The organism is Micavibrio sp. TMED2, assembly GCA_002168225.1.
In the GTDB taxonomy this organism is placed as follows: Bacteria; Pseudomonadota; Alphaproteobacteria; order TMED2; family TMED2; genus TMED2.
In genome coordinates this window covers 168441-187084 of record NHBH01000001.1, presented here as the reverse complement: position 1 = coordinate 187084, position 18644 = coordinate 168441, and the positions used below count along the sequence as shown (strand labels likewise).

Annotated in this window: 18 protein-coding genes; 10 read left to right on the top strand and 8 right to left on the bottom strand. The window is 58.1% G+C overall.

Annotated features, from left to right (window positions below; genetic code table 11):
* Positions 1 to 194 precede the first annotated feature (194 nt).
* Positions 195 to 740, top strand: coding sequence for an ArsR family transcriptional regulator (locus tag CBB62_00945; GenBank protein ID OUT40969.1), 546 nt, complete (start codon positions 195 to 197; stop codon positions 738 to 740).
* A 59-nt stretch (positions 741 to 799) separates the two neighbouring features.
* Here the strand turns inward: CBB62_00945 and CBB62_00940 are convergent, their stop codons facing one another.
* The 4 genes from CBB62_00940 to CBB62_00925 all read right to left on the bottom strand — a co-directional run bounded on the left by CBB62_00940 (position 800) and on the right by CBB62_00925 (position 3101).
* Positions 800 to 1219: a 50S ribosomal protein L19 gene (locus CBB62_00940; GenBank protein OUT42568.1), complete on the bottom strand. Its 420-nt coding sequence runs from the start codon at positions 1217 to 1219 to the stop codon at positions 800 to 802.
* A gap of 63 nt (positions 1220 to 1282) precedes the next feature.
* Positions 1283 to 2023 (bottom strand): tRNA (guanosine(37)-N1)-methyltransferase TrmD, encoded by a 741-nt coding sequence (locus tag CBB62_00935; GenBank protein ID OUT40968.1) that lies wholly within the window; start codon positions 2021 to 2023, stop codon positions 1283 to 1285.
* The gene (locus CBB62_00930) at positions 2016 to 2591 is read right to left on the bottom strand and encodes a 16S rRNA processing protein RimM (protein OUT40967.1); all 576 of its coding nucleotides are present in this window, start codon (positions 2589 to 2591) and stop codon (positions 2016 to 2018) included. The genes CBB62_00935 and CBB62_00930 overlap by 8 nt, the downstream gene beginning before the upstream one ends.
* Positions 2592 to 2624: 33 nt before the next feature.
* Positions 2625 to 3101 carry a 30S ribosomal protein S16 gene (locus CBB62_00925; protein ID OUT40966.1) on the bottom strand — a complete coding sequence of 159 codons (477 nt, stop codon included), beginning with the start codon at positions 3099 to 3101 and terminating at the stop codon, positions 2625 to 2627.
* A gap of 242 nt (positions 3102 to 3343) precedes the next feature.
* Between CBB62_00925 and CBB62_00920 the strand changes: the two genes are divergently transcribed.
* The 4 genes from CBB62_00920 (at position 3344) to CBB62_00905 (ending at position 8220) form a co-directional block, all read left to right on the top strand.
* Positions 3344 to 4633 carry a hypothetical protein gene (locus tag CBB62_00920; protein OUT40965.1) on the top strand — a complete coding sequence of 430 codons (1290 nt, stop codon included), beginning with the start codon at positions 3344 to 3346 and terminating at the stop codon, positions 4631 to 4633.
* 8 nt (positions 4634 to 4641) lie between these two features.
* A complete protein-coding gene (locus CBB62_00915; protein OUT40964.1) occupies positions 4642 to 6108 on the top strand; it encodes a carboxylate--amine ligase in 1467 nt (488 codons plus the stop codon).
* Between the two features lie 47 nt (positions 6109 to 6155).
* Positions 6156 to 7007, top strand: a complete 852-nt coding sequence (locus CBB62_00910) for a hypothetical protein (protein OUT40963.1) — start codon at positions 6156 to 6158, stop codon at positions 7005 to 7007.
* A gap of 184 nt (positions 7008 to 7191) precedes the next feature.
* The gene (locus CBB62_00905; protein OUT40962.1) at positions 7192 to 8220 is read left to right on the top strand and encodes a hypothetical protein; all 1029 of its coding nucleotides are present in this window, start codon (positions 7192 to 7194) and stop codon (positions 8218 to 8220) included.
* On the opposite strand, the gene CBB62_00900 is transcribed toward CBB62_00905, so the two are convergent.
* Positions 8201 to 9319 (bottom strand): hypothetical protein, encoded by a 1119-nt coding sequence (locus CBB62_00900; protein OUT40961.1) that lies wholly within the window; start codon positions 9317 to 9319, stop codon positions 8201 to 8203. The genes CBB62_00905 and CBB62_00900 overlap by 20 nt on opposite strands.
* Before the next feature lie 120 nt (positions 9320 to 9439).
* Here CBB62_00900 and CBB62_00895 point away from each other — a divergent pair, with 120 nt between their 5' ends.
* From CBB62_00895 to CBB62_00885, 3 genes are all read left to right on the top strand, one after another.
* Positions 9440 to 10414 (top strand): ABC transporter, encoded by a 975-nt coding sequence (locus CBB62_00895; protein OUT40960.1) that lies wholly within the window; start codon positions 9440 to 9442, stop codon positions 10412 to 10414.
* A 102-nt stretch (positions 10415 to 10516) separates the two neighbouring features.
* Complete coding sequence (locus tag CBB62_00890; protein OUT40959.1) at positions 10517 to 12577, top strand: hypothetical protein; 2061 nt, start codon at positions 10517 to 10519, stop codon at positions 12575 to 12577.
* A gap of 10 nt (positions 12578 to 12587) precedes the next feature.
* Positions 12588 to 12944: a hypothetical protein gene (locus CBB62_00885; GenBank protein OUT40958.1), complete on the top strand. Its 357-nt coding sequence runs from the start codon at positions 12588 to 12590 to the stop codon at positions 12942 to 12944.
* Here the strand turns inward: CBB62_00885 and CBB62_00880 are convergent.
* From CBB62_00880 to CBB62_00870, 3 genes are all read right to left on the bottom strand, one after another.
* Positions 12941 to 14473, bottom strand: coding sequence for a signal recognition particle protein (locus tag CBB62_00880; GenBank protein ID OUT40957.1), 1533 nt, complete (start codon positions 14471 to 14473; stop codon positions 12941 to 12943). The two genes, CBB62_00885 and CBB62_00880, sit on opposite strands and share 4 nt — an antisense overlap.
* 104 nt (positions 14474 to 14577) lie before the next feature.
* A complete protein-coding gene (locus CBB62_00875) occupies positions 14578 to 15609 on the bottom strand; it encodes a hypothetical protein (GenBank protein ID OUT40956.1) in 1032 nt (343 codons plus the stop codon).
* 30 nt (positions 15610 to 15639) lie between these two features.
* The gene (locus CBB62_00870; GenBank protein OUT40955.1) at positions 15640 to 16659 is read right to left on the bottom strand and encodes a hypothetical protein; all 1020 of its coding nucleotides are present in this window, start codon (positions 16657 to 16659) and stop codon (positions 15640 to 15642) included.
* Positions 16660 to 16829: 170 nt separating this feature from the next.
* Here CBB62_00870 and CBB62_00865 point away from each other — a divergent pair, with 170 nt between their 5' ends.
* Complete coding sequence (locus CBB62_00865; GenBank protein OUT40954.1) at positions 16830 to 17591, top strand: NAD(P)-dependent oxidoreductase; 762 nt, start codon at positions 16830 to 16832, stop codon at positions 17589 to 17591.
* 391 nt (positions 17592 to 17982) lie between these two features.
* Entirely contained in the window at positions 17983 to 18609 is a 627-nt protein-coding gene (locus tag CBB62_00860; protein OUT40953.1) for an amino acid transporter, read from the top strand.
* Positions 18610 to 18644 lie beyond the last annotated feature (35 nt).

Genomic DNA, 18644 nt, shown 5'->3' with positions numbered 1-18644 from the left:
ACTTTAAATCATTCCCCGGCCCGGTTTTGCAAGTGTTTGCATGGTCACGGCAGCCATGAACCAGCCAACGGTGCCGTCATTCCTGCAAAAGCAGGAATCTGTCCGCCTTATGCACCGGGATTCCAGCTTGCGCTGGAATGACACTTGGGCTGGTGCGTAACATGCTCTAAATTCTGTTCAGACAGAAATATGTGATGGAAAGGCATGGCGATATGACCCCGGCAACCGAGCGATTTATCCTGCAATGGGGCGAGATGGGATCGCGCTGGGGCGTCAACCGCTCCGTCGCCCAGATCCATGCCTATATGTTTCTGGCGATCGACCCGGTGACGGCGGAACAGATCGCCGGTGACCTGAACCTCGCGCGCTCCAATGTCAGCAACAGCATCAAGGAACTGCTGAGTTACCAACTGATCCGCCCGGAGCCGGTGAAGGGCGACCGGCGCGACTTCTACGCTGCCGAAACCGATCCGTGGGAAGTGATGATGCGCCTGTCCGAGGCGCGGAAACAGCGCGAGATCGACCCCGCCATGGCCATGCTGCAATCCGCCGTCGCCGAAATCGAGGCCGAGGGCAAGGCCGACAAACAGGTGCTCCAGCGCCTGCGCGGCCTCGACACCCTGCTCGGCCAGATGGCGAGCTGGTACGACCAGGTAAAACGCCTGCCCAAACCGGTGCTGAAGGCACTGGTCAAGCTTGGCGGCAAGGTCAGCGGTTTTGTGAAGAAGGATGCAGGATAGAAAAAGGGCCGCACCGGTAAGGTGCAGCCCTTTTAAAAACTGAGATCAGCCTGTGGCTGTTAACCTTCGGCGTTAGCGGCCTTCTTGGCTTTTTTGCTGACGCGCTGCTCGATGCCGTGGCCGGTGGTACGCTCGGAGATCCGGGCAGATTTACCGCGACGGTCGCGCAGGTAGTAGAGTTTCGCACGACGCACATCACCGCGACGGATCACCTCGATAGAGGCAAGACGTGGTGAGTAGAGTGGGAATACCCGCTCGACGCCTTCGCCGTAGGAAATCTTGCGCACGGTGAAAGAGGCGTTGATGCCCTGGCCCTTTTTCGCGATGCAGACACCTTCATAGGCCTGCACACGCTCACGGGTGCCCTCGACAACCTTAACGTTGACGCGGACGGTATCGCCGGGATCGAAGTCCGGTACTGTACGCTCAGCGGTCAGACGCTCGACTTCTGCTGCTTCAATCTTCTGAATGACGTTCATTTTCTTCATCCTTCCCAAACCGTCCCAGTCCGTTATCTCAACCACTGGTTCCGGCCGTTTACTTCAATCCAAATCCGTTGCGCCCTTGTAGGCTGCCCATAAATCGGGCCGTCTTGCGCGCGTTATAGCCTCAGCCTCGGAAAGACGCCAGCGTTTAACTTCGGCATGATGGCCGGAGGTCAACACTGCCGGGACTTCCCGGGTTATACCCTGCCGATCGGTCCAGACCGGTGGCCGGGTAAAGTGCGGGTATTCAAGCAACCCGCCGGTAAAACTCTCTTCGCCATGTGTTTCGGCATTGCCGATGACACTAGGCAGCAATCTGACAACAGCGTCGATCAGGACCAGTGCCGCGATCTCACCGCCGGAGACGATGTAATCGCCGACCGATACTTCCTCGAAACCGTTGGCATCGAGGACGCGCTGGTCAACCCCTTCATAACGACCACACAGGATGGTGGCACCGGGGCCTTCCGCCAACTCCACCGCCAGTTCCTGATCCAGCAACCGCCCCCGCGGGGACATGTAGATCAGCCGGTGATGTGGTCCGCTGTCAGCTACTGCGCGGTCGACAACATCAGGTTTCAGAACCATTCCGGCGCCACCGCCATAGGGCGGGTCGTCGACGGTTGCATGTTTGTCTTCCGCGTAGGCGCGGATATCTACCGGTTTCAGCGCCCAACGTCCAGTATTAAGTGCCCTGCCGGCCAAGGAATGTCCAACCGGTCCCGGAAACATCTCCGGAAACAGGGTCAGAACCGTAACATTCCATGGTGTCAGTGGCTTGTCCTGCTGTTCACTCATGGCTGCCTTCGCCTTCCGGTCCAGTATCGGGTGCGCCCGGATCATCGAGATAACCGGGCGGTGGATCGACCGTCAGCCGCCGCTGCTCCGTATCAATCACTGGCACCACGGCCTGTGTGAATGGCACCACCAGCGGTGCACCACCGGCCTTGAGGTCGATTTCGATCAGCGGTCCCGCGCCATAATCATCAAGGCTGGCAATGGTACCCAACACAGTCCCGGCGGATGTCACAGCGGTCATGCCGATCAGATCGGCAGCGTAGAACTCGTCCTCATCCAGATCGGGACGGGCATCGCCGCTGATATAGAGATCGGTCTGGTTGAGTGCTGCTGCGGCATCACGGTCTGTGACGCCCTCGATCATCGCAACCCAGTGGCCCTTCTGCTGGTGCCCGAGGCTGATGTCATAGGCAACGCCATCGCGGTCGGTAATGTCGCCGAAATCATACAGGCTCGCCGGGTCATCCAGAAAAAGCTTGAGGCGCACGGCCCCTTTGAGCCCGTGCACCCCAACAATTCTGGCGATCCGCAGGCGGCCATCATCCAGCCGGTCCTGATCGTCAACCATAGCGATACAGCCTGTATCAGAGGAGAAGCGTGGTTACGCTTTCTCTTCTTCAGCAGCTTCCTCGGCAGGAGCCTCTTCAGCTGGTGCTTCTTCTGCGGCTGGCTCTTCAGCAGCAGCGGTTTCAGCTTCAGCAGCCTCGGCAGCAGCAGCTTCTGCAGCTTCCTTGGCAGCGGCTTCTTTCTCGGCTTTCTCTTTCAGACGCTCCTGGGCTTTCGCTTTCGGGGCAGACTTCTTGGGCTGCTCATTGATCTTCGGTGAGTCAACGAGGCCGAGTTTGGCCATCAGCTTGGCAACACGATCGGTTGGCTTGGCGCCGGTGCCGATCCAATGTTTCGCACGATCTTCCTTGAGAACCAGTTTCTCAGGGTGATCATCCGACAGAAGCGGATTGAAGGTGCCGATTTTCTCAATGAACTTACCGTCACGTGGTGAACGGATGTCAGCCACTACGATTGAGTAAAACGGGCGTTTTTTGGCGCCACCGCGCGCTAGACGAATTTTAACGGCCATGATTTTCCGTCGATCCTTAACTATGGTCGATATGTGTTGAATGCTTTGTTTTCAGCCCGCTCAGCGCCTCTTCGACTTGGTTACAACAAACCTTCATCGGCGCGGCGAGCGGCAACTGGGCGCGGTTTTAACCATGTCAGGCGCAGGAAAGCAAGTTTCTGCTGCGAATTTAACAATCATCGCTTCTGCATGGTTGGTCGGCAGCCAGTGCATATGGCCCGCAATAGCACATTCCGCGACACATGCAAAACATGCTGATGACCCCTGTTGCAGCAGCATTATGCGCCGGCCGGAAACCACTGTATAATGGGGCTATATGTGTGTTTCCTCTGGATTTTTCAAAGACAATGTCCGGGTTTCCAAAGCGTGCCGAGGCTGCCGTTCAGGCAGGGCCAGTGATTGAGGCTGGGCCTGTGATCAGGGCTGCGACCATTGATGATCTCGATGCCCTGTGCCGGATCGAAGCCGAGTGTTTCGAGACCGATCTTATTTCCCGGCGCAGTTTTCGACAGTTTTTAAAAAGCGACAGCGATGACCTGCTGGTGATCGACCATGCGGGTGCGCTCGCGGGCTATGCGCTGATCCTCTATCGCCGGGGCACCAGTGTCGCGCGACTGTATTCGCTCGCGGTCACGGCTGCCGTGCGTGGTATGGGGCTGGGTGCCGGTCTGATGGCAGCGGCAGAAGACGCCGCCTATGAGCGCGCGGCCAGTGTCTTGCGGCTTGAGGTGCGTGAGGACAATCCGAAGGCGCAGGATTTCTACCGGCGGCTGGAGTACCGCGAGTTCGGGCGGATCAAGGATTATTACGAGGATGGCGCGACTGCTTTCCGGTTCCAGAAATGGCTGAGCGGTGAGCCGCCCGCTGATCTGCGCCGGCTGACCTATTATGCCCAGACCACGGATTTCACCTGTGGCCCGGCGGCGGTGATGATGGCGATGAACGGTCTCGACCAGACGGTATCACTGGACCGGACATCGGAACTGGCGCTCTGGCGTGAGGCGACGACTATCTACATGTTGCGCGGTCTCGGCGGGTGCGAACCGCTCGGTCTCGCCAATGTCATGGCCCGGCGCGGGTTCCGGGTGGCGGTGCATCGGAGCGAACCGGGGCCGCATTTCCTCGACAGTGTCCGCAGCGATGCCAAGCGTGCGGTCATGATGCTGGTGCAGGCGGATTATGCCAGGGCGGCTGAGGAACTCGGTGTTGCGGTTTCGGATACCGCCCTCGGTCGGCAGGAGCTGATCGAGGCACTGGATCGCGGTGCCGTTGCGGTTGTGCTGCTCAGTCACTACCGGCTGACCGGCACGGCGGTGCCGCACTGGGTCACGGTTTATGGCCATGATGACGACCGTTTTTATATCCATGATCCATGGATCGAATTGAAGGAGTTGCCCGAGGATATTTTTCATGGGGCTGCCCTGCCAATACCATTTGACGAATACGACCGTTTGACACGATATGGGCGAAACAATTTCCGTGCCGCCCTGATCGTTGAGGCTGCCGGTTCAGAGCATCAGAAGAAAGCGTAAAACAGGCAGTGAGTGGCTGGCTTATCCTTGTAGACCATGCGCGTGATCTGGCGCAGGGCGATACCCCCCATAAAGTGATGTCGGTGCGGGACTACCTCGCCAACCCGCAGCTGTTCAATGACGGTGGTGACAACCTGCGTCCGAACATCATCAATCTGGCCCGGTCCTATAATTACCAGAGTGCCGGATACTATGCCTCGTTGCTGGCGGAGGCGCGTGGTCACCGGGTTGTACCGGTGGTGCAGACCATGCTCGAGCTGTCGCGCAAGGGGCTGTATTCCACGGCCCTGCCCGAGCTTGAGGCGATGCTGAAAAAGGTGCTGGAGAAGTCGGGCAATAACGGCCCGGAGCAGCTCACGGTCTGTTTCGGCAAGGTCGATGAGCCGGGCTTCGAGCGCTTTGGCCGCTTGCTGTTCGACTGGTTCCGCACGCCGATTATGCAGGTGCGGATCAATCTTGCCGACAATACGATCGACAAGATCAAGCCGGTTGCGATCAATCGCCTGTCCGATGGGCAGCGCACCGCGTTTCTGGCAGCGCTGCAGGAGCATACCAAACGCCGCTGGGCGGACCAAAAGGCGCGCTCGACCCTGCGTTACAGCCTTGCCGTGCTGCATAATCCGAAGGAGGCAATGCCACCGACCACGGCCAAGTCACTGCAGAAGCTGGCCAAGGTCGGGGCGAAGATGGGTATCGAGATTGAGCCGATCGGCGCCAATGATCTCGACCGGCTGGCGGAATTTGACGGCTTGTGGATCCGCGAGACCACCTCGATCGACAATCACACCTATCGCTTTGCCCGGCGGGCCGAGCAGGAGGGCATGCCGGTGATCGACGACACGATGTCGATGATCCGCTGTACCAACAAGGTGTATCTGAAGGAATTGCTGGAATCCAACAACCTGCCGATGCCGAAATCGCTGGTGCTGGGTGAGCGTGACGATCTGGTGAAAGCCGAGCAGGTGCTCGATTATCCGATGGTGGTGAAAATCCCCGACGGGTCATTCTCACGCGGGGTGCACAAGGTCAGGGACCGGGATGATCTGAAACGCCGGGCGGCGGAGCTGTTCAAGGAAACCGACCTGATCCTGCTGCAGGAGTTCATGCCGACAGATTACGACTGGCGGGTCGGGGTGCTAGACGGCGAACCGCTGTTTGTTTGTAAATACATGATGGCGAAAGCGCACTGGCAGATCGTCAAGCATGAGGCGGATGGTCGGGCAATCGAGGGTGGTTTTGACTGTGTAGCGGTTGATCAGGCCCCGTCAGATGTGGTTGATGTTGCGGTCAAGGCGGCAAGCCTGATCGGCAGCGGTCTCTATGGTGTCGATCTCAAGCAGAACGAGCACGGTGTGTTTATCATCGAGATCAACGACAACCCGAACATGGATCATCATATCGAGGGTCTGGTGATGAAGGATGCCATGTGGGAGCGGTTGCTCAACTGGTTCCTCGCGCGTCTCAATCCGGTCTGATCCGCCGTTATCATTCTGTTACCATGCGAATTTGACCAAGGGTTTCCATGTTTGATGAACCTGTGATGATACGGCTTGTGCTGACGCTTGTGCTTGTCGCTGGCATTCTGGCAATGCGCTGGGGACTGACCAGATGGGTGCGTCGGGACAGCGCGTTGCTGAGTGATGCCCAGCGCCAGCGGCTGTTTTATGTGCGTACGGCAAGCCATGTATTTTTTGTGGTCGGTATCGGCCTGATCTGGCTTACCCAGATTCAGAATGCGGCCCTGTCGCTGACTGCTGTGATCGTTGCGGTTGTGATCGCGACCAAGGAGCTGCTGATCTGTCTGGCTGGTTTTCTTGTCCGGACCGGCAGTCGCAGTTTCAGTGTCGGTGACTGGATCGAGGTAAATGGCGTGCGCGGTGAGGTGGTGGATTTCACGCCGCTGACCACGACCTTGCTGGAACTCGATGAGCGCGAATTTGGCCGCGACTATACCGGGCGCACAACAATCATTCCGAATGCCTGGTACGTCACCCATCAGGTGATCAATGAAACATTCGGCAAGAACTATGCAGTTCATCGCTTCCGGATCACGGTTGAGCCGGGGCTGGATATTGCGGCGGCGCGGGAATTTCTGCTGACCCAGGCGGCTGAGCTTTGTTCACGCTATCACGATGTGGCCAGCCGATATAATGCGTTGATAGAGCGCAAACTGGCGGTGGATTTGCCGGGGCCGGATCCGGAAGTGACAATCACGACGACTGATCTCGGTAAGCTGCAGTTTCATATCCTGCTGTTCTGTCCGACCCATGTGGTTGAGAATCTGCAGGCAACAATTACCGAGCGTTTCCTCGATGCGGTGGCGCGTGAGGGCATTCCCCGGATAGTTCTCGCCGAAAAACCGGAACTTTCCTAACTTTTATAAGTTTCAGACGCTTATGGCATGCATTTTGAATGTTTTTCAAAACGCATGCAGATCCTGCATGGCAGTCCTACACACCAGCTATCCGAGCTTTCATGAAAGCAGCGTACTTACCAGTACATGCACTACATGAAAGCAGTGGTCGCCTGTCGGGTGATTGCTCAACCGGGGGTACATCATGAGCGCGAAGAAAAGAAGAGAACGCAATACCAGTGTCGAGGCCGAGCCGTTCAACGCCGAAGCCCTGAATGGCATTGATACGGTGGTCATCGATCTCGGTGATACCCTGGTTGCCACCGGTCGCGCCTATACCCGTGCAACCCGTACCTTCTATGAAGGACTGGCCAAGGAAAGCCGCCTCAGCATCGATGAGGTCGCCGATGGTCTCCGCACCCTGCGCAATCAGGAATTTCTGGCTCTCCCCTATGGCCTCAACCAGCATCCCGGTCTGCGGGAAAAATTCCCCACCGGTGATCTGGTTGAGCAGTTCGCGCCGCTGCGTCAGCGCACGTTTCAGAAGTTCCTCGAGCACATCCATGCCGATCGCGACACTGTCGATTTCGTCAAACGGCTGAAGGATCAGGGCCGCAAAGTCGTGTTCATGACCAGCCTGCCGGAATCTGCCGCCCGTTTTGTGATCACCGGTTCCGGTCTTGCCGGTCTCGCCGACCGCACCTATGCCGCACAGGACATCGAGCAGGACCCGGCCATTGAAACCGGTGCTGCCAACGGCATGTCGCTGAACGACACGCTGGCCGCCGGTGATCTGAGCGAGCCCATGACCAGCCTGCCGCCGGAGCTTGACCCGCGTGAGCAGCTTGAATTCGTGCTGGCGCAGGAAAATGCGAAGCCCGAGGCGACCCTGCGCATTGCCGATAATGACCGCAAGGATATTGCCCCGGCCAATGCGCTGGGCATGCGCACGGCCCAGATGGTCGAGCATCGGGATGCCACCGACCGCAACTTCCTGAAGGCGATGCGCACCATGCGTGAGGGCACCATGTCCGTGTTCCCGCCACGGGTTCTGCCGGTTGCCCCGCGCTATGAGGCCAATCGTGGTGAGGAGCAGCCGAATTTCGTGATCCGCACGTCAAAGCAGATGCACGGCGCTGCCTATCACGTCGAGACCGGCAAGGCTCATCCGTCCAAGGCTGCCAATGCCGGGCCTGACCCGATTGTGGTGATGCCTACACGTAAAGGTGGTTGATCAGCGCTGCCACCAGCAATGTCTGGGGCAGTGAAATCAGCGGCAGGGCGAGGGCGAGAACCCAGCGTCCGGTCGTATCCTTCAGGCTCATGATCTCGGTATAATCGGTTGCCACACCCGCCATCAGGAAGGTGAAGCCGTTACCCGGCGCGGCGGCGCGGTTGATAATGTCGGCGGCAATCGGGGCCGAGCCTTCGGAACAGACCTCGACCACGGTGGCCACGATCACGGTCATGAACAGGCCGAGCAGGCCTGGACCGAACCAGTTTGAGAACATGTCGGCGGGCACGAAGGCACGGACCAGACTGGCCAGCACCACACCGAACAATATCCAGCGTACGACCATCTGCGATCCCTTGATGCCATCTTTCAGGATGTCGAGGGCACCGCTGCCGCTTGGTTGCAGCTTGCCGAGCCATTCCCGCACTGCGACGGCGAGGCTGGTGGTCGGTTCGGTAATGCCTTCACGGCTTGGGTTGTCGGGAAGGACGCCGCGATCGACCATGCCGTCGGCAACCAGCCCGGTGATAATGCCGATCACGGCGGACAGGACGATGAACAGCAGGGTCAGTTTCCAGCCGATCAGCGCCACCAGAATGATGGTCAGCGAGATCGAGTTCCACGGGCTGGCCAGCAGGAAGGCAAAGGTCTGACCGATGGTGGCACCACGCTCATAGAGCTTCATGCCGACCATCAGGATGCCATGGCTGCACAGATCGAACAGCAGCCCGGCAATGGTCGCCTTGACGATGCCCGAGGCCTTGTGGCGACCACTCAGCGCCTGAATGACGATTTCCCGCGGTACCCGGTCCATGAGGCCGACAAACACCACGCCGAGCAACAGCCCCCACCACATGGTGTTCATCAGCTCATAGACGCCGTGGGTGAAGTGATGCGCGGCGCTGTCCGCGCCCATGGTCATCGGTGCTGCCAGATACCAGACATAGCCGATGGTCACGACAATCAGGCTGATCCAGAGCATCCAGTCGACACGCCGGATGCGGGCCCATGTTCCGGGATTTTCCGGTAGCGGCTTGCTGCTGTGGCAACAGCTTGAGGTGTGGGCGGGTTCGGCCTGTATGTCAGTTTGATTTGTCATGCTTTGCTATATAATCTCCTGCATCGTGTAATAAAATTACGGGCCTCGCATTTTTTGCCGATTGTTGCTTTTGTCGCAGCAGGCAGTCGCGGAGGCATATGATCCCGGGATAGTACGTAAATGAGCGGTTTACTGGCGCTTCTCGATGATGTTGCGGCGCTTACCAAGGTGGCGGCAACCCAGGTTGATGACGTGGTCGGCCACGCCGCCAAGGTCAGTTCCAAAACCGTTGGTGTCGTCGTCGATGATGCGGCGGTGACGCCGAAATATGTTCACGGTCTGCCCGCCGCGCGCGAATTGCCGATTGTCATGGCCATTGCCCGTGGCTCGATCATCAACAAGCTGGTGATCCTGCTGCCGCTGGCCATGCTGCTCAGCGCTTTTGCGCCATGGGTGCTGACGCCGCTGCTGATGCTCGGTGGCTGTTACCTGTGCTTTGAGGGCGCGGAGAAGGTGTTACATGTCTTCCTGCCGCATCATGAGGAGCATGAGAAGCCGAAGACGCTGGATGCCGCCCATCTGGAAAAGCGCCGGGTCAGCAATGCGATCAAGACCGATTTCATCCTGTCGGCGGAAATCATGGTGATCGCTCTCTCCGCCATCGAGAGCGAGAATATCTGGCTGCGCGGAATCATTCTGGCCGTGGTGGCGGTCGGCATTACCGCGCTGGTCTATGGCACTGTCGCGCTGCTGGTGAAAGCCGACGACATTGGACTGAAGCTGAGCCAGATCGGTCGTCTGGCGGTGACCCGGAAATTCGGCCTCGGTCTGGTCAAGGGCATGCCGGGTTTCATGAAGGCGCTGACCATCATCGGTACCGCCGCCATGCTCTGGGTCGGCGGTTCGATCATCATTCACGGGCTGGAAGTGCTCGGTCTCGATATCATCGGTCATACGATCCATGACCTTGCCCATGCTGCCGGGCATGCGGTTCCGGTGATTGAGGCGGCATTGAGCTGGGCGGTGACGGCGACACTCGATGGCCTCTTCGGTTTGCTGGTCGGTGCGGTGATTATTCCGGTTGTCGGTGTTGTAATGGCGCTGGTTTCTCGTTTGCGTGGTTACAAACAATCACCAGTCGATACAAAATCTTAGCTGTTTTCAAACTCTTAGATTGCGGCATTAGTAATTTCTGATGTAACTTTATGCATCAGTAAATGGTCCGCCTGTGCGTGCGGTTTTAGGGCATAAAGAGATATGTCGGATTTTTGGGCACGGCTCAAGGCGCGCCGGATAGCAATACGTCCCGCTATTCTGACCGTAATCATGGCGTTGATTATTGGCTCCTTGGCTATCGTCAATTTTCTTTGGACGAAGAACAATATTGATCTCGCTCGGGCTGTGCAGGAGCGGGAGGCCGAGACGATATTCGGCGCCGCCAGACTGAAACTGCATGAAACCTTCGGTGCCGCACCGCTCATACTGAACAAGTTCGCCAGAAATTTTCAAATCGGATCAGTGGATCACACTGATTTTGACGCGGTTTCAGTGCTCTTTGCCGCAGAGCTGGAAACGGCTCCATTTCTGTCATGGATCAGCTTGGGAACACGGGCTGAGGGTGCATTTGTTGGTGCAACGCGCCGGGGTGATGATGTCATCATCAACAATTCTATCCCTGATCGGGCTGATGGCATTACCCAGGAGTGGCGATTTGAGCGGGATGGCTCGCTGACGCTGGTCGATGCGCCTGTTAAGGATCGTTTTGACCCACGTAATCGTGAATGGTTTTATCAGGCTTATCTGATGCCCGGTGTCTCATGGAGCAAGCCGTACAGTTTCCGTGAAGGTGGGCTGGGTATTACAGCTGTTAAAGCAATAGTGTCGGGTAGTCCGCCAACATGGGTTGGCGCGATGACAGTTGATTTCAATATTGATGATATCAAGGATCGTTTGCTGGAAATTTCGGAGCAGGTTGCCGGTAACCTGCTGATGGTCATTCATGGCAAGGAAGATGTTTTCTTGTCAGTTGAGGAAAATCAGGAGGCCTTGGTCAATAATATAAAGGAAGTCTATCTGCATCAGGACAGATTGGATAGTTCTGGCATTTTGGATATGCAGGTTGAAAACTCAAATAAATTCGAGGAGTTTTTTTATTTTGCGTCCAGGGTTGATATTATTGAGGGCCTGGACATTGATCTTGTTTATATAGTTCCGGTAAAATTATCTGCTATGGGCTTTGTCTATGACAATACATTGAGAATTGTCATGATTTCTATTTTAATAATTATTGTTACAATATTTTTGACGATCTATATTTCCCGATCTATTGCCCGACCGATTGAGGAGTTGGGCGAAGTGGTTGCCGATATTTCCCTTGATGATCTCGATAAATACCAACCGCTTAAGGGGCATTGGCTGCGGGAAATTGATGACACGCAGAGGACCCTGAACCGGATGATGAGCGGTCTGATCAAGGGCGAGGAGATACGCTCGACCTTTGGCCGCTATATCCCGCAAGCACTTGCCTCCGCGCTTGAGGAGGGGTCGGTGGCAATCGATCTCGGCGGACAGGAACTGGAGATTACGGCAATCTTCACCGATATCGAGGGTTTCACCACAATCTCGGAACAGACATCATCCAAGCAGATGATCGGTCTGATCAACCGGTATTTTGAAGCTGTATTGGAAGAAATCGAGCTTTGTAACGGTGTGGTGGTCGATTTCATCGGTGACGGTATCTTTGCGATATTCGGCGCGCCGATCGAGTGGACCGAACACCGGGACATGGGCATCAGCTGTGCCCTGCGATTGATTGCGCGGACCGAGGCGCTTGAGGCGGAACTTGCCGCCGAGGGCATCAAGTGGGGCCGCACCCGTATCGGTCTGCACAGTGGTCGGGTGATCGCCGGTAATGTCGGTGGTGCCGGTCGTCAGAAATATACCGCGCTTGGCGATGTGGTGAACACGACAGCCCGGATCGAAAGTCTGAACAAACAGCTTGGTACACGCATGCTGGCCTCGGCCGAAACTGTGGCTCAGGCGCAATCGAACCAGAAATGGCGCTCACTAGGCAAATTCCAGCTTGTCGGCAAAAGTGATGGTCTGGAAGTATTCGAGGCGCTGGGCGAGGATGTCGATCCCGAAGAGCTCGCCCTGTTCAGCCAATGTCTTGAGACCTGTCACAGCAATGTCTGTGATGCAGAAAAAATGGTTCGGGATTATGTCGCACGCTATGGTGAGCAGAAGGTGCTTGGCATGCATCTGAGGCATGCCATTTGCGGTGAACAGGGTGACGTGATCGTCCTAAACAAAAAGTGAGATAGAACAGATGAGCAAAATTCTCGATCGACGGGTAATCCCGGCCGAGACCTATATCTTCCATGAGGGTGACGAGGCACGCACCGCCTATCTCATTGCGTCCGGCAAGGTACGCATCCAGCGTCAGGTGGATGGCGAGACGATTGAACTGGTGACCCTCGGCAAGGGTGGCTTCTTCGGAGAAATGGCCCTGATTGACGGCAAGCCGCGGTCAGCCGATGCCTATGTGGTCGAGGCGGCGGAAATCGTCGCAATCGACGAGAAAACCTTCGAGAAAAACCTCGATCAGCTCAACGACTTCATGCGGGCCTGGGTCAATATGCTGATGGTAACGATCCGCCGCTTGACCAACCGCGTCGATCATTAATTCCCGCCGAAGCCGGGCGGCAGTTTACCGGGGAAGCCCGGTGGCAGCTTGCCGCCCCCGCCGAGCAGTTTGCCGAGATCGCCCTTACCGCCGCCGGCACCCATCTCTTTCGCCATCGCTTCCAGATCGGCCTGTGACATGCCCTTCGGCAGTTTGCCGCCGCCCATGCCGGGGATCATGCCGCCAAGGCCACCCATACCGGGCATGCCGGGCATTCCGCCCTTCTTGGCCATTTTCTTGACCTTCTTCATCATGCCCTGCATTTGCTGATGTTGCTTCAGCAGGCGGTTGATTTCCTGTACTTCAACCCCGGAACCGCTGGCGATACGGCGCTTGCGTGAGGCATTGAGCAGCTTGGGATAACGGCGCTCCTTCGTGGTCATGGAGCGGACGATGGCGATCTGGCGGTCGATCTGCTTGTCGTCGATATTGGCCTCATCCATTTGTTTCTTGAGCTTGCCGATACCGGGCATCATGCCCATCAGCCCGCCGACGCCGCCCATCTTTTTCATCTGCAGCAACTGGTCCGCGAGGTCCTGCAGGTCAAACTGGCCCTTCTCCAGCTTGGCGATCATCTTCTCGGCGTCCTGCTGCTCGATCACCTCGGCAGCACGTTCGACCAGTGAGACCACATCGCCCATGCCGAGGATGCGTCCCGCAACCCGGTCCGGGTGGAAGGCCTCGATCGCGTCCAGCTTCTCGCCAACGCCGAGCAGCTTGATCGGCTTGCCGGTCACCGCGCGCATCGACAGGGCGGCACCACCGCGGCTGTCACCATCGACACGGGTCAGCATGATGCCGCTGATACCTACTGCCTCGTCAAATTTCTGGGCGGTATTGACCGCATCCTGACCGGTCAGCGCATCGGCGACCAGCAGGGTTTCAGCCGGGTTGGTGGCATCGCGTACCGCCTTGATCTCGGCCATCAGCTCTTCGTCGATCGACAGGCGACCGGCGCTGTCGAGCATGACCACGTCATAGCCTTCGAGGCGGGCGGTCTTGAGTGCACGTTCGGCAATCGCCACCGGCTCCTGACCCTCGATGATCGGCAGGGTCGGAATGTCGAGCTGCTCACCGATGAAACGGAGCTGCTCCTGTGCCGCCGGGCGCCGGGTATCGAGGGACGCCATCAGGACCTTTTTCTTGTCCTTGTCGCGCAGCATCTTGGAGATCTTGCCGGTCGAGGTGGTTTTACCCGAACCCTGCAAACCGACCATCAGCACCGGCACCGGCGGGGTCGCCGCGAGTTTCAGTCCCTCGCTCACCTCGCCAAGGGTTTCGACCAGCGTGTCATGGACGATCTTGATCACCTGCTGGTCCGGCTTGATCGAACGCAGCACTTCCTGACCGATGGCGCGGGGTTTCACGTCATTGATGAACTGCTTGGCCACGGGCAGCGCCACATCAGCCTCGAGCAGCGCAATGCGCACCTCGCGCAGCACGCCCTCGACATCGCTCTCGTTCAGGGCGCCGCGTTTGCCGAGGCGGTCAAAAATCCCGCCGAGGCGGTCGGAAAGGCTGTTAAACATGGATTGGCCCGGTTCGTCTGGTCATGGTCAGGTCTGGCTGTTGAACAAGCATATGGGAACGCTGACGGCAAGCGCAAAGGCTGGATTACCTGATCTGATATGCCTCAGGGATGTGTATGGCCCGGCCTGCGGAAGGGCAGTATCTTTGCGCTTGGCTTCGGGGCTTCCGCATCTGCTGCTGGCGCATGGGCACGGGCGAGCTTATCGACCGTTGCTGCCGGGATCAGGCGGTGGCGACCGCGGGCGACGGTGATGCCGCCGGGGAAGCTGCCGTCGGGATCAATGCTGTTCCAGTGTTTGAGCGCAATACTTACCGCATCGATCTGCAGATGGGCGCGGGCAGGATCAACGCCGTCATAGGGATCATCGGGCGTGCCGTAATGGGCGTGCAGGTCATCGACCGTACGGACCATGGCATCGCCATCAAGCCGCGCCGACAGGCTTGCAACGGCATTGCTGCGGGCGGTGTCCTGACCGACGGTATTCAGATCGTGTTCGAGGCCGACCAGCATTTCAGCCACGGCGAGATCGGTGTTCAGGCGGTCAAAGGCGTTACGTCGGACATGGACATGCCAGTCTTCCGAGGCATGGTTGGTCGGCGCGGGGAGGTAGTCCTGACGCGCGCGTTGACCGGCCCAGCAGGTCTGTTGCAGCGCATGGGCGGTGGCGGTCGGGAAGTTCGGCTGGTACCAGTTGCGCGGGGTATTCCAGTCATCGCCATAGAGCGCGTCCATGGCATCCTCTGACTGATTGCCGGTCAACTCGCTGATCGATGCGGTCAGTTTGGCCTGACCCAGACGGCGATAGCGGGCGCGCTGTGTCGGCCCTTCGGCGAGCAGATGATCGACCAACTGCCCGGCCAGCTCGGTGCGCACGGTCTGACTGCGTTCGGCAAGCATGCAGATAAGGTTATAGCTGTCCTGAGCCTTCAGCACCGGGCCGGTCTCTGCCATGGCGGCAAGCGGTAGCCGGATCGCCTTCTCCCGCTCGGCAACAGCTATCGGCCCCGAGGCAAAACGTTGTGGCCGGCCGCTCGACAGGGTTCCGCTCACCGCACGATACCAGCCCGCCGCCTGTGCCGGATGCAGGGTAATATCACTATCGGTTGCCGGAACCTGATTGTCAGGCCTTGCCATGCGGTCCTGTTCCCTTGCTTACATCTACGCTCAATAAGTGCGACGGGTACTCGGGCCGCTCGCGTCCGGGCCAGCCGGGGCGGCTTTCGGGCGGGTGATGGCGGCGTCGATATCGGCCTGCTCGGTCATGCGCACGCCGATCTGACGGACGGTTTCGGCGGCGAGGATGCGGTCGCGGCCATTATTGACGCTGATGCCACCGCCATAGCGGCCATCGGCATTGATCTCACCCCAGTGCCGGGTGGCGAGGCTGAGGGCGCCGATATGCGGGCCGCGCACCTGTTTCGCGAAATCATTGAACCAGTTGCCGTTACCCTGCAGATGCACGATCAGATCGTCATGGCTGCGGACGAGCTGGTTCGGGGTAAGCTGGTCGGCGAATTGCTTGCCTGCGGCCTCGGCGGCCTTGTCAGCGCCGAGCAGTTCGGCATTTACCGCCATATCGGCGAGGATGCGCGCACGCTTGGTTGCGGTTTCCAGCTGATAGATGCTGCCATGATCCAGACGGCGGCGGAAATCGCTCTTCGGATCATCGACCGGGTTGGCGGCATTGTAGCGGCGCAGTTCCAGCATGCCGCGATTGGCGGCCTCATCCAGTTCGGCATGGTATTCCGCCATGCTCTTCGGCTGTGGCTCCGGCGGCTCCCAGCCGAGTTGGTTGAGATCATCAATATCGAGATCGTCGATCTCCTCATCCGGCGTCAGCATATAGATGGCGCTGTTGATCTGGCTGATATTCTTCATCCATTCCCGCACCTGCCCGTTGCCGTCGAGGCCAGCAATATGCCCGGCCAGCGCAGCACCCAGCTCGGCACGAACGCCCTCGCTGTCGCGGGCAAGCTGGTGCATGAGGTTATAGTGGTCCGGGGCGGTATAGGTCCGACCCAGCCCGTGACGCGCCTCACCGGCGATGTAATAGACATCGGGGCGACCGTCGGGTGCCTGCGCATTAGCGGCGTCGACGGCGCTGCGGGCGGCTTCGGTCGGTTGCGCGCGGTACCAGCCCTCTTGCCGGGCGGGGGTGAAGAAATCTTTGCGGGTCTTGGCCATGGGGGAGACATGCCTCAGGTTAGTGAACTGAGCGCACGGTAGCCCGAGTGTATGAAAGTGTTTACACCCTGTTGAGATAAATTAACCTGCGAAAGCCATTGGCCTTGATGCCCCAGGGATAGTAAAGATGGGCAACCGTATTCCATAGCGAACAGAATGGCTTGCACATCATGACGGCACGCGAAGATCAAGGAACCCTGATTATCACCGGTGGGTCACGCGGCATCGGGGCTGCCTGTGCACGGCTGGCGGCGGCGCGGGGCTATGATGTGGCGATCAATTACAGCCAGAACGAGGCTGCGGCCAATCAGGTGGTTGCCGATTGCAACGCCGCCGGTGCCCATGCGATTGCGGTGCAGGGCGATGTTGCCGACGAAAACGATGTGATGAAGCTGTTCGATCGGGCGGACAAGGATCTGGGCACGATCACGGCGGTCATCAACAATGCCGGGATCGTGGCGGCACAGGGCACGATCGAGACCTTCGACCATGCCCGGATGAAACGCCTGCTGGAAATCAATGTGCTCGGTGCCCTCACCGTGGCGCGGGAGGCGGCCAGACGGCTGGCCAAGCGCAATGGCGGCAATGGCGGTGCCATCGTCAATGTGTCGAGTGCCGCAGCCCGCCTCGGCTCGCCCAATGAATATATCGACTATGCCGCCAGCAAGGGGGCCATTGATACCCTGACCATCGGCCTGTCGAAGGAACTGGCGGGCGAGGGCGTGCGGGTCAACTGTGTACGCCCCGGCATTATCGATACCGATATCCATGCTCTCGGCGGCATGCCCGACCGGGTGGAGCGGTTGAAGGACAAGCTGCCCATGTCCCGCGCCGGTACAGCCGAGGAAGTCGCCCAGCCGATCATCTGGCTGCTCTCCGACGAAGCCAGCTATATCACCGGTGCCCTGCTCGACATTGCGGGCGGGCGTTGAGATGGCTGATTATAGAGAAATTTCTCAACAATATGCACAGGGCGGTATTAAGGCGTGCATACTGATAAATAGTGGCGCAAGTGTAGCTATTCTAAGCCAAATGCAAGATTTGATGGTTATGGGTCTATCAAAGCCTGCTTCAATTTCCATTTTCTTGTGGGTTATTGGTATATTTTTGGGTTCTATGACTTGGTATTTTGGATTTTGTTCAACTCGTCATGTGGATAGATCTGAAGATAAGTCTATCGGACGTCCAGATTTGGAAATACAATTTAGCAATAAGTATATGATGGCTGGTTTGAGGTGTATGCTTGGCTCATACGTCTTATTCTTGGTTGGTGCATTGGTCCTTTGCGGGTGCACATATTTTGCTGAAATGGCACCATAATTAATGCTCACAACCATCAATCTGCCGCTGATCCTCGCAGCCGGGATTATTGCGACCGGGAGTCCGGGACCGGCGACGCTGGCGATTGCCGGGACCTCGATGAATGCCGGGCGGCGCTATGGGCTGGCCATGGCGTCGGGTATGTCCATCGCCTCGCTGATCTGGTCGATCTCGGCGGCGTTCGGGTTGGCAGCTGTGATGCTGGCCAATGGCTGGGCGTTTGAGATCATGCGCTATATCGGGGCGGGCTATCTGATCTGGCTGGCGTATAAATCCGCGAAATCGGCGCTGAAGCCCGGTGTGGCGGTGGTCAGCCCGGTGGTGACAACATCACCCAAACGCGCCTTTGCCAAGGGGTTTGCCATCCATATCACCAACCCCAAGGCGATCCTGTTCTTTGGCTCGCTCTATGCCATCGCTGTGCCGCCGGGCACGCCGGTCGAGGGTTTGTTGCTGGTGATCTGTGCTGTTGGTATCCAGAGCGCGATTATTTTTCACGGCTATGCGCTGTTATTCTCCAACCCGGCGATGATGCGCGGCTATATGCGCCTGCGTTGCTGGTTCGAGGGCGTCTTTGCCGTCGCGTTCGGCCTCGCCGGATTCAAGATACTGACCGCGAAGCTCGGGTGATCCGGCGGTAGAACCGTGCTACACTCCGGCCTGCG